At 43.7% G+C, this 12,103-nt stretch carries 12 protein-coding genes; 2 read left to right on the top strand and 10 right to left on the bottom strand.

Translation table 11 applies throughout. The annotated features are described in order from the left end of the window. Window positions 1–43: 43 nt before the first annotated feature. The gene (locus L4C44_RS18035; RefSeq protein WP_428805512.1) at window positions 44–802 is read right to left on the bottom strand and encodes a YggN family protein; all 759 of its coding nucleotides are present in this window, start codon (window positions 800–802) and stop codon (window positions 44–46) included. Window positions 803–890: 88 nt separating this feature from the next. Beyond that, window positions 891–1,364, bottom strand: a complete 474-nt coding sequence (locus L4C44_RS18040) for a GreA/GreB family elongation factor (RefSeq protein WP_372384578.1) — start codon at window positions 1,362–1,364, stop codon at window positions 891–893. 145 nt (window positions 1,365–1,509) lie between these two features. On the opposite strand from L4C44_RS18040, the gene L4C44_RS18045 reads away from it, so the two are divergent. Next, window positions 1,510–3,444 carry a RecQ family ATP-dependent DNA helicase gene (locus L4C44_RS18045; protein WP_428805513.1) on the top strand — a complete coding sequence of 645 codons (1,935 nt, stop codon included), beginning with the start codon at window positions 1,510–1,512 and terminating at the stop codon, window positions 3,442–3,444. 96 nt (window positions 3,445–3,540) lie between these two features. Here the strand turns inward: L4C44_RS18045 and dinB are convergent, their stop codons facing one another. Beyond that, a complete protein-coding gene (gene dinB, locus L4C44_RS18050) occupies window positions 3,541–4,617 on the bottom strand; it encodes a DNA polymerase IV (RefSeq protein WP_372384580.1) in 1,077 nt (358 codons plus the stop codon). Between the two features lie 164 nt (window positions 4,618–4,781). Here dinB and L4C44_RS18055 point away from each other — a divergent pair, with 164 nt between their 5' ends. After that, on the top strand, window positions 4,782–6,020 hold the full coding sequence (locus L4C44_RS18055) for a GGDEF domain-containing response regulator (protein ID WP_146491384.1): 1,239 nt from the start codon (window positions 4,782–4,784) through the stop codon (window positions 6,018–6,020). 134 nt (window positions 6,021–6,154) lie between these two features. Here L4C44_RS18055 and nqrM read toward each other — a convergent pair whose 3' ends face one another. The 7 genes from nqrM to L4C44_RS18090 all read right to left on the bottom strand — a co-directional run bounded on the left by nqrM (window position 6,155) and on the right by L4C44_RS18090 (window position 12,098). Further along, window positions 6,155–6,409, bottom strand: a complete 255-nt coding sequence (gene nqrM / locus L4C44_RS18060) for a (Na+)-NQR maturation NqrM (RefSeq protein ID WP_009848378.1) — start codon at window positions 6,407–6,409, stop codon at window positions 6,155–6,157. A gap of 16 nt (window positions 6,410–6,425) precedes the next feature. Further along, window positions 6,426–7,430: an FAD:protein FMN transferase gene (locus L4C44_RS18065; RefSeq protein WP_146491383.1), complete on the bottom strand. Its 1,005-nt coding sequence runs from the start codon at window positions 7,428–7,430 to the stop codon at window positions 6,426–6,428. 174 nt (window positions 7,431–7,604) lie between these two features. After that, window positions 7,605–8,831, bottom strand: a complete 1,227-nt coding sequence (nqrF, locus tag L4C44_RS18070) for an NADH:ubiquinone reductase (Na(+)-transporting) subunit F (protein ID WP_010439056.1) — start codon at window positions 8,829–8,831, stop codon at window positions 7,605–7,607. Window positions 8,832–8,860: 29 nt separating this feature from the next. Beyond that, a complete protein-coding gene (gene nqrE / locus L4C44_RS18075) occupies window positions 8,861–9,457 on the bottom strand; it encodes an NADH:ubiquinone reductase (Na(+)-transporting) subunit E (RefSeq protein WP_009848375.1) in 597 nt (198 codons plus the stop codon). A 7-nt stretch (window positions 9,458–9,464) separates the two neighbouring features. After that, the gene (locus L4C44_RS18080) at window positions 9,465–10,097 is read right to left on the bottom strand and encodes an NADH:ubiquinone reductase (Na(+)-transporting) subunit D (protein ID WP_008223083.1); all 633 of its coding nucleotides are present in this window, start codon (window positions 10,095–10,097) and stop codon (window positions 9,465–9,467) included. Continuing rightward, a complete protein-coding gene (locus L4C44_RS18085; protein WP_004735209.1) occupies window positions 10,097–10,864 on the bottom strand; it encodes a Na(+)-translocating NADH-quinone reductase subunit C in 768 nt (255 codons plus the stop codon). Before L4C44_RS18085 ends, L4C44_RS18080 begins: the two co-directional genes overlap by 1 nt. After that, entirely contained in the window at window positions 10,854–12,098 is a 1,245-nt protein-coding gene (locus L4C44_RS18090) for an NADH:ubiquinone reductase (Na(+)-transporting) subunit B (protein ID WP_010439046.1), read from the bottom strand. The genes L4C44_RS18085 and L4C44_RS18090 overlap by 11 nt, the downstream gene beginning before the upstream one ends. Window positions 12,099–12,103 lie beyond the last annotated feature (5 nt).

Here is a 12,103-nt window from a genome sequence, read left to right on the forward strand (position 1 = left end):
AGAGCACCAACCGATGCTCTTGCTATTCATAAGTCGATCCAGATTAGATCGTGAAGACTTGATAGTCTTTTAGGTTCGGAATGATTTCATGCAACTCTTGCTCTTGTTCCGCCATCTCATCAAGAGAATCACAGAACTCGTTTGCTTCTTCTTGTACTTGTTGAGAGTGTTCTTTCATTCGCTCTTCAACTTTCAGCTTTAATTCAGCCATACTGTCAGCTAGTTCGGTAAGGTTTAGACCACCGTCTTGTTTCATTTTTTCTGACATCGCATTAAAAGCGCTAGAAATAAATTCTTGGTTAAAGATCTCTTTAGCCTTCTCGAAATCTTCAGACCAACCATTGGCCATCGAATCAAAGCTTTCTGCTGGTAGCACTAACTCGCCATCTTTATAGTAACGCGCTTCCAGCTCAGCAAAGTAGGTTTTCATTGATTCTTTTACATTATCAAACGACTCTGGAGAATCTAGGCTGGCAGCGATGTCATCAATAACATCATTCGCCAAGGCTAAGCTGTCATTCGCCATTTGTTTTGCGCGTGGTAAGTACTCACTCATGTTTTCGCGGTATTTCTCAATCGCCGCTTGTTGGTTGGCATCAAGCTCAACCTTCTCACCATGAATATAGAGATCGTTGTTGCCATCAAAAACGGCAGTATCGCCATTCACTTGATGGATTTCGACTTTTTGATCATCGATTCGTAATTCATTCTTCAAATCAACGCGACACTGAGCAGCAAAAGTTGGCAGGCTCACAAAAGAGATTACCGCTGTTAACGATGCGATTAATACATTGCTTTTCATAACATCCTCTCATCAATCTGACAAATTACTATACCTTGGGTTTATGCTTCTTTGTCAGAGCAACGTCTTATATTCCTTAGCCAATTATTCAGTCAACCGATATCACTTCGTAGCAAAACTGTTTATCAGCAACTTTAAATTCAATTTCATCACCGACTTCTTTACCCATTAACGCCTGACCAAAAGGTGCATTTGCCGTCACGATAGCTACTTCATTATCATTCCACGTGACAGACAGCCCCCCAACTCTCGGCCCCATAAAGAAGTGTTTATATTTATCTCGCTCGTCAATGACCACAACATAGCTGCTCACCGTAATCTTCTCACTATCACGCAGCACTAAGTTACGATAACACTGAATGTCGTCCTCACACTCTTGCACCCTCACCGCTTGACCATGGGCAAGATATGAAGCTTCTAGCGCCAATGTATCGTACTTATGTTCAGGCACTGTCTCTTCATCTGTCGCAGCGTCAATCGCGCATTGAGTGGCAGATTGTGCGATACGTAATCGGGATTCGAGTTGCTCTATAATTATTTGGCGAAGCTCAGACTTATTCATACTATTGGGGTGCTTTTCTATAGGAGCTACAGAATAGAATTAGGTACAATCAGGTGCAAGACATTTGATTCATCAAGCGGCGCTATCATGAATAGGCGCCCGCTTTAGCATCAATACGACACTTAATAACTCAGGTAGAACATAAATGATTGAGCAGAAGCTAAAACAAGTATTCGGATTCGACTCACTGCGTAATGGACAAAAGCAAGTCATTAATAATGTTCTATCTGGTCACTCAACTGCGGCCATATTCCCTACAGGCTCAGGTAAATCTCTGTGTTATCAATTACCAGCATTAGAATTGCCGCACTTAACCTTGGTGATATCACCGCTGTTAGCCTTGATGAAAGACCAACTCGCTTTCCTGCACAGTAAAGGCATTAGCGCGGCAGCAATCGAATCAAGCCAAGACAGACAAACCACCCAACAGGTCATGCAGTCGGTACGTAACGGTGATACAAAGATCCTCATGATCTCCGTTGAACGCTTGAAGAACGAGCGCTTTCGTCAGTTTATCTCTCAAGTGCCGCTCTCACTGCTTGTGGTCGATGAAGCGCACTGTATTTCAGAATGGGGACACAACTTCAGACCAGATTACCTGAAGCTTCCTCAATATCAGAAACAGCTCAATATTCCTCAAGTGCTGCTACTGACAGCAACCGCGACGACATCTGTTATCCAAGATATGAAATCGAAGTTCGAAATTGATGAGGAACGTGTTGTGGTTACGGGGTTCTATCGTCAAAACCTCGACCTGTCGATTCAACCTTGCGAACAAACCAGCAAGCTAGAAACCTTGTGTAATGTCGTTAACCAAGCTTCTCTCGCTCCGACTATTGTTTATGTCACCCTTCAACAAACAGCAGAGATGGTTGCTCAGCAACTTCGCAATGCTGGCGTTAATGCGGTGGCTTACCATGCGGGTCTTAAGCCTGAAAATAGAGATGCTATTCAACATCAATTCATGAATGATGAAGTGAGCTGTATCGTCGCAACCATTGCGTTTGGTATGGGCGTGGATAAGTCCAACATTCGCCGAGTAATTCACTTTGATTTACCAAAATCGATAGAGAACTACTCACAAGAGATCGGCAGAGCTGGCCGAGATGGTCAAGCGTCTGAATGTATTCTACTCGCTAACAAACATGGTTTAAGCACACTCGAGAACTTCGTTTTTGGTGATACGCCCGACAACATATCGATCCAGGCAGTATTGAAAGAGATCTACGAAAATCAAAACATTGGCGCTTCTGGCTCGAACCAATGGGAGATCATGCTTAACCAGCTATCACGTGAATCCAACATTCGTCAATTACCGCTTAAAACACTACTGGTGTATCTCGAAATTGAAGGTGTGATTGAGCCGAAGTACAGCTACTTTGCTGATTACAAATTTAAGTTCATTCGCCCAAAGCAGCAGATCACAGAGCAATTTCAAAGTGAACGTCGTCAATTTGTAGAAGCGATTTTCCAATGCTCTCCTCAAGCAAGAGTGTGGTGCCAAGTCGACTTCGATGCACTTTGGACTCACTTCCAAGCCGATCGTCAGCGCGTAATTGCAGCTATCGATTACTTCAATGAACAAGGTTGGATTGAATTGGAGAGCAAGCAGATCACGGATGTCTACACGATCCACAATACTTCTGAAGATATGATGCAACTGTCCGAGCGTCTAACTGAGTTGTTTAAAGCAAAAGAGAACAGCGAGATAAACCGTCTTAACCAAATGCTGAATTTCTTTGAGGCTGACTCCTGCCTAAGCTCGCGCCTAGCAAGCTACTTTGCAGACAACGAAGCGCCAAAAGCCTGCGGTCACTGCTCCGTATGCCGCGGTCAAGTAGCAACCTTGCCAAGCGTTGATGTTGAACCTGTCGATGATGAGACGGTGATGACATGGATACATGAATTTATTTCTGCTAGCCAACAATTGATTACCGAAGAAGCTATTACTCGCTTCTTATGCGGAATCGCCACCCCACTTTCAACCAAGCTTAAAGCCAGCAAAATGGTTGGTTACGGTAAGCTAGAGCAGCAACCATTCAGTGATACCTTAGCGCGAGTTAAGCAACTTCCTAGATAAGCTAATTTCCTTGATTAGAAAAAACCGACTAGGTTATCAAACCTAGTCGGCATTCAAATACCAACACTTCTAAATCTATACTCCCAACACCTTACCCTAAAAGAAACTCAACTGGCGCATTTGATCTTTGGGTTGCAGCATCACACTTAAACCAAGCAGGCGTATTTCTCGCCCCTGTTGTCTTTTCAATATTTCACTTAACAGTTCTTTGAAGTGTTCACGATCTAAAGAGGCGTGGATGTGCTCAATAGTAGTTTGTTGAAAGTCAGCAAACTTGAGCTTAATGCCCTGTTTGATGATCGCTTTGCTTGGGCTGGCTTTTTCTAAACGAGTTTCGAGTTCAGGAAACAACTTGTCTTCGATTACCTGCCAGCATTCGGCGTAGGTTGAAATATTTTGGGTAAAGGTGCGCTCTACGCCTACCGATTTTCGCTCGCGCTCGATGATAACTTCTCGATCATCAATGCCATGACTGCGCTTCCAGAGTGATGCACCTTGACGGCCAAACTTGAGTAGCAGGTCTCGATAGTCAGACTCCTTGATATCCTTACAAGTAAAAAAGCCTGCTTGATGCAACTTTTCAATACTCACCTTGCCGACACCAGGAATCTTTTCAAGTGGTAGCTCATCGATCACTGATTGCACATCTTGTGGAGGGATAACAAACTGACCATTGGGCTTATTCAGATCCGAGGCCACTTTCGCCAAAAATTTAATCGGTGCAATACCTGCAGAAGCCGTCAGATTCAGTTCATTCCAAATATCACGGCGAATCGACTCAGCAATAAGTGTAGCTGAACCATGACACTGCTTAGAATCGGTGACATCAAGGAAAGCTTCATCCAAAGAAAGGGGCTCAATGACTGATGTGTATCGAGAGAATATTTCACGGATCTTTTTAGATATCTCGACATAGACCGACATTCTTCCCGGCACAACCAATAGATTAGGACAAAGCTGTAGGGCTTTTCCTGTCGGCATTGCAGAGCGAACACCAAACTTGCGGGCTTCATAATTACAGGTGCTCAAAACGCCGCGTTGCTTTTCATGCCCACCAACAGCTAACGGGCGATTTCGGTAAGCAGGGTTATCACGCATTTCTACAGCCGCGTAAAAACAATCCATATCGACATGAATTATTTTTCTTACTCTCTCTTCACCCGCGCTACACATCTAGGAATTACTCGACCTTACAACTGTATCTATAAACAGTATAATCCAATTATTATCAGATTTAAAACGATCTCGAGTCCAGCTAAAGAGGTTTCGCTTCAATAGTCATAAGCTCTTCTGATACTATTGTTAACGAGTATTTAGTCTATAAGTAGGGATCGCTTGTGAGTGAAAAAATACTAGTAGTGGAAGATAGCCGAGCATTCCGCAACTACCTGTACCAACAGCTTAAAAATAGCGGTTATGAGGTCGCACTTGCTGAATCGATTGCAGAGGCAAAAAACATCTTGGAACAAGAGACGGATTTCTTGTGTGCCGTATTAGATTACTGCTTACCTGACGGGCAAGACGGTGAGATCATTGATCTCGTATTAAGCTATCAACAGAAAATAATTGTTCTTACCGGGATGTTCGACAATCAACTGCGAGAGCAAGTCCTAGCAAAAGGCGTTATTGACTACATACTTAAAGACAGTATGTCATCAGTAAGCTACCTACTCCCTCTGGTTCAAAGAATTTCAAATAATCGTCACCACAAAGCATTGGTTGTCGATGATTCTGCGGTCGTTCGCCGTTACATAGCTCAACTTCTAGAACACCAATATATCCAAACTATCCAAGCCGAAGACGGCGAACAAGCATTAAAGCTTCTTCATAACGACCCTGAGATTACATTCGTTGTTACAGACCATGATATGCCGAAGAAAGATGGTATAGCGATGATCCGTGATATTCGACGTGATCATGATAGAAACCAATTAGCTATTCTAGGACTGTCAGGCAGCGATGACCGCACCATGACAGCTCGATTTCTGAAAGCAGGAGCTAACGACTTCCTTTACAAACCTTTTAACCAAGAAGAGTTTTTCTGCCGAATCCATCAACTGCTTGATATGAAAGAAGCGGCCAATGAGCTGTTTCGACATGCCAACGAGGATGCTCTTACTGGCTTATGGAATCGTCGCTACCTGTTCAATCATCCTTGTAAGGGCTGCGATCAACGAAATATCGCGATGATGGATATCGACTTCTTTAAGAAAGTGAATGATACCTTTGGCCACGATGGTGGTGATGCCGTGCTGATCGATGTAGGGAAAATCATCAAAGATCATTTTAAAGACGATGTCGCTGTACGCTTCGGGGGTGAAGAGTTTTGTATTCAGTCATGCGGTGCGTTTGAGAGCTTTGTTGACAATTTAGAGTCCATGAGAGAAGCCATTGAAAGCCACGTAGTTGTACATGACTCTCAAAGAATCAAGGTCAGTATCAGTATCGGCGTAACCGATTTAGACGCGAAGTTAGATGAACAGATCAAAGCCGCTGACGAGCTTCTTTATACGGCAAAAGAGCAAGGTAGAAACCAGCTAGTGTTTGCGCGTAACAGCATGCAAATCGAACAATAGGCATTCGTTTTTGTTTCCATTTTTAATCTGCCAAGATAAATGACTAAGCCTCAAAACAAAAAAAGCTCAAGAAGATAATCTTGAGCTTTTCAATTTAAGGACACAGATAACTCTATCCCTATGACTGTCACTAATTAGGCGATACGGTCTTTACTCCAAGCCGCTTCTTTTTGTTGGCGTTCAGCTAGCTTCTCTTCACGGTAAGCTTCACGTGCTTCACGCTTCTTACGCGCGTCACAGGGTTCAGGACAGTTACATACTTTATCAATACCAACAGCACCTAAGCCACCACAGCTACCTTTCACAACTTTCTTTTGAATAATGTAGCCAATTGACATTGCTGCGATTACTGCAAGAAAAACACCAAATGTAATCAGAAATGTATTCATAATTATCTCGCTTACCTTATTTACCTAAGTATGGCTTAAATGCTTCAGAAGCAATTTCTTTAAAGCCATCTGCTGTTTTTACCACCATGAACACTGGAATGTTATGTTGGTTTGCGACTTCCATTCCTTTTTCCTCACCTAAGACCATAAGGCCAGTAGATAAGCCGTCTGCAGTCATTGAAGACGGGTTTAAAACAGTCACAGAAACCACTTTATGATGAAGAGGCTTTCCTGTTTCTGGGTTGATGATGTGTGAGTAACGAACACCATCACGCTCAAAATAGTTGCGGTAGTCACCAGACGTTGCGATCGCCATATCACCAGGTTCGATGATCTCTTGAATGTTGCGTTCGTCAATACTTGGCTTCTCGATGGCAATACGCCAGCCTACATTTTCTCGGTTTAGGCCTTTCAAGCGGATTTCACCACCTACTTCTACCATGTAGTTGTGAATACCAATTGAATCAAGGTAATCAGCAACAACATCAACGCCCCAACCTTTTGCAATGGTTGACAGGTCGACGTACAAATTAGGCAAGTCTTTAGTTAACTTGTTGCCTTCAACGCTCAAGTGATGAATACCAACTTTAGCTTTACGAGCAGCAAGCTCTTCATCTGATGGAACCACTTCCGGACGAGCTTCAGGACCAAAACCCCAAAGGTTAACTAATGGACCAACCGTAACATCCAGCGCACCTTCAGTAAGACCGTTCAAACGAATTGCTTCTTTCACAACGATAGCGGTTTGTTCAGAGACTTCGAATGCGTCCGCACCTTTGTGTTGGTTGAAACGACTCAGCTCTGAGTCTTCACGGTAAGTCGACATTTGATCATTCACTTCTTCAAGTAGACGATCGATCTCAGTATGAACTTCGTTAGACTCCGGAAATTCATCACCATTGATGTATTTAATATTGTAACTGGTGCCCATTGTCGGGCCACTTAAATGCACTTGCTCTCTTGGCTGTTCACAGCCAGCAAGAAAAATTAAAGAAGTTAATGCAACAAGCCAAATTCTCACTTGCTTACTCCTGTCTAATGTTAAGGATTTATATAAGGAAAAATAAGAGTAAAAAATAGGTATTTTGAATGCCTTACTCTTTCTTATATAAGCCAGTATGTTGTCAAAAATAGTCTTAGAAAAACAAATGGCTGACTCGTGAGAGTCAGCCATAATATCAATCACTTAAATGGATTAACCACCGAAGTCATCTAGTAGGATGTTTTCATCTTCTACACCAAGATCTTTCAGCATGCCGATAACAGCCGCATTCATCATTGGTGGACCACACATGTAGTACTCACAGTCTTCAGGAGCTTCGTGATCCTTCAGGTAGTTCTCGTACAATACGTTGTGGATGAAACCTGTGTAACCGTCCCAGTTGTCCTCAGGTTGAGGATCAGACAGAGCACAGTGCCACACGAAGTTCTCGTTTGCAGCCGCTAGGCCATCGAAATCTTCAATGTAGAACATCTCACGCTTAGAACGTGCACCATACCAATAAGACATCTTACGAGTAGAGTTAAGACGCTTAAGTTGGTCGAAGATATGTGAACGCATTGGCGCCATACCTGCACCACCACCGATGAATACCATTTCATTGTCTGTGTCTTTAGCAAAGAACTCACCAAATGGACCAGAAATAGTACATTTGTCGCCTTCTTTAAGAGACCAGATGTATGAAGACATCACACCAGGAGCTACGTCAGGGTTGTTTGGCGGCGGAGTTGCGATACGCACGTTAAGCTTGATGATGCCTTTCTCTTCTGGGTATGAAGCCATAGAGTAAGCACGGATCGAATGCTCTTTAACGATAGACTCGTAACGGAACAAGTTGAACTTATCCCAGTCACCACGGTATTCCTCAGGAATATCGTAATCTGCGTATTTCACGTGATGTGGTTCAGCTTCAATCTGAATGTAACCACCCGCGCGGAACGGTACTTCTTCACCTTCAGGGATTGCTAGAGCAAGTTCTTTGATGAAAGTAGCTTCGTTGTTATTCGAGATAACAGTACATTCCCACTTTTTAACACCAAAGATATCTTCGTCTAGTTCAATCTCCATGTCAGTTTTCATAGCAACTTGACATGCAAGACGTTCGCCTTCGCGAGCTTCGCCTTTTGTGATGTGATCAAGTTCAGTTGGCAGGATGTCGCCACCGCCAGACTTAACTTTTACACGACACTGACCACAAGAGCCACCGCCACCACAAGCAGAAGATACGAAGATACCAGCGCCAGCTAGGGCACCAAGTAGCTTGCTACCAGGTTGAGTAACGATCGCCTTTTCAGGGTCGCCGTTTACTGAAATAGTGATGTCACCTGATGGTACCAGCTTAGACTTAGCGAAAAGAATCACTAGTACTAGAGCCAATACAATAATGGTAAACATCGCTACGCCAAGAATAATGCTTTGCATTTGTTATTCCTTATTACTGGGTGCTTACCCTACAGTTGAACACCAGAGAAAGACATAAAGCCTAACGCCATCAGACCAACAGTAATGAACGTGATACCAAGGCCACGTAGACCTGGAGGTACGTCAGAGTACTTCATCTTCTCACGGATACCCGCAAGAGCAACGATAGCTAACATCCAACCCACACCAGAACCGAAGCCGTAAACAACAGATTCAGCAAAGTTATAGTCACGAGTTACCATGAAAGATACACCACCAAAGATTGCACAGTTAACTGTGATCAGTGGAAGGAAGATACCTAGTGCGTTGTACAAAGGTGGGAAGAAACGGTCTAGAACCATCTCTAGGATTTGTACAAGTGCCGCGATAACACCGATGAATGCGATGAAGTTAAGGAAACTTAAATCGACACCTTCAACAAGCGCGTTTTCTTTTAGGATGTGTGTGTAAACAAGGTTGTTTACAGGAACAGCGATTGTAAGTACTACAACTACCGCAACACCAAGACCAAAAGAAGTTTTAACTTTCTTAGATACCGCTAGGAATGTACACATACCTAGGAAGAAAGAAAGCGCCATGTTTTCGATGAAAATCGATTTAACTAGCAGACTAATATAATGTTCCATGACTACCTTACCCCTTCGCTTCTACTTGTTCTGGTTTGAACACACGAATTGCCCAAATCAAGAAACCAATTAGGAAGAATGCAGAAGGTGCTAGAAGCATCAAGCCGTTTGGCTGATACCAACCACCGTTGCTCACTAGAGGTAGTACTTCCATACCAAATAGTTTGCCAGAGCCTAGAAGCTCACGGAAGAAACCAACAGTGATAAGAACGAAACCGTAACCAAGACCGTTACCAAGACCATCGATTAGAGATGGGATTGGTGCAGACTTCATTGCGAATGCTTCAGCACGACCCATTACAATACAGTTAGTAATGATTAGGCCAACGAATACAGATAGCTGCTTAGAGATATCGTATAGGTATGCTTTAAGCACTTGGTCTACCACGATTACTAGTGATGCGATAATTGCCATCTGAACGATGATACGCACACTGTTAGGAATGTGGTTACGGATCAAAGAAACGAAGAAGTTAGACAGAGCAGTAACAAACATTACCGCGATAGTCATAACAAATGCTGTTTCTAGCTTAGTGGTTACCGCAAGAGCAGAACACACACCAAGAACCTGTAGCGCAATTGGGTTGTTGTCCAACACCGGCGCTAAGATGCTCTTTTTAATTTCTTTTGCACTAGACATTAGTTCAGACCTCCGTCACGAACTTTTGCTAGGAACGGACCAAAGCCCATATCACCTAACCAGAAGTCAAATGTATGTTGAACACCAACGCTAGTCAGTGTTGCACCAGAAAGGCCATCTACACCGTGCTCAGAACCTTGAGGAGCGCCACCTTTAACAACCTGAATAGCAGGCTTGTGGTTTTCGTCGAATAATTTCTTACCAACGAATTGAGCACGCCAAGTTGGGTTCTCAACTTCACCACCAAGTCCAGGAGTTTCACCTTGCTCGTAGTAAGTGATACCAGAAACTGTGTTGCCATCAGTTTCTACCGCAACGAATGCGTACATCATTGACCATAGACCGTTACCGTGAACAGGGATGATAACTTTAGAAGTTTCAGCGCCATCTTTCACTAGGTATACAGTACCCGTGTTAGCACGACGAATGATCTTAGCGATGTCATCTTCAGCTGAAAGCTTGATTGACTGAGCTGGATCTTTTGCCGCTTTACGTTGGTCGTATGCAGCAGCGTCGCCGTCAACGAAATCGCCAGTAGCGAAATCAACTAGACGAGGTTCAATGTTCTCTGCGTACAGTGCTGGAATATTACCCGCAAGTTCAATGCCCGCAACTTCAAGGATCTTAGTTTGCTGATCCAGAACTGCGTTAGCTTGTTGCTTAGGTTTAAGAACAACTGCAGCTGTTGAAACGATGATTGAGCACACTAAGCTCAATGCGATAACAACAAACAGCGTCTTTTTAATGCTATCGTTATTACTTGCCATAGCGCGCTAGTCTCCGCTTAATGTTCTTCTCGATTACAACGTGGTCAAACAGAGGAGCAAATAGGTTTGCGAATAGGATCGCAAGCATCATGCCTTCTGGGTATGCAGGGTTAACTACACGAATCATTACACACATTGCGCCGATTAGGATGCCGTACCACCACTTACCACCATTGGTAAATGACGCTGATACAGGGTCTGTTGCCATGAAGAACATACCAAATGCGAAGCCACCTAGAACTAGGTGCCAGTGCCAAGGCATGCTGAACATTGCGTTAGTGTCAGAACCGATCACATTAAACAATGTTGATACAGCAATCATACCGATCATAACACCAGCAATGATGCGCCATGAAGCAATGCCCATGTATACGATCATTGCAGCACCGATCATAAGTGCAAGCGTTGATACTTCACCGATAGAACCTGGAATGTTACCAATGAATGCGTCCATCCAAGTGATCGTCTCACCAGATACCGTGTTCATTAGCGCGCTACCACCGCCTTGAGCCCATTGGCTAAGCGCTGTTGCACCAGAGAAACCGTCAGCTGCAGTCCAAACTACGTCACCAGAAATCTGAGCAGGGTATGCAAAGAATAGGAACGCACGGCCAGCAAGTGCAGGGTTTAGGAAGTTACGACCCGTACCACCAAAGATCTCTTTAGCAACAACAACACCGAAGGTAATACCTAGTGCAGCTTGCCATAGAGGAAGTGTTGGCGGAACAATAAGCGCGAACAAGATAGAAGTAACAAAGAAACCTTCGTTAACTTCGTGCTTACGCACCATACAGAACAGTACTTCCCAGAAACCACCAACGATAAAGACCGTCGCGTAGATAGGTAAGAAGTAAGTCGCACCCAAGAGCATCTTACTGCCCCAACCTGCATCGGCTCCTAAGGAGGCTCCAAGCATTTCGGTTAGCCAGTAGTGCCAGTTACCATCAATGATAGAAACTAGTTCTGCACCTGAATACATGTGGTTTAGTGCTGCAATAGCTTGACCACCTGCGTTGTACATACCCCAGAACATTGCTGGGAATACCGCAAGCCAAACCATGATCATGATACGTTTTAAGTCAACGCTATCACGGACATGCGAGCTTTTCTTTGTAACTGTACCTGGTGTGTAGAAAAGTGTTGCTGCAGCTTCGTAAAGCGCAAACCACGTTTCGTGTTTACCACCTGGTTCAAAATGATGCTCGATGTCTTCAATAAACTTTTTAAGGCCCATGAAAA

This window comes from Vibrio satsumensis, assembly GCF_050337435.1.
GTDB lineage: Bacteria > Pseudomonadota > Gammaproteobacteria > Enterobacterales > Vibrionaceae > Vibrio > Vibrio satsumensis.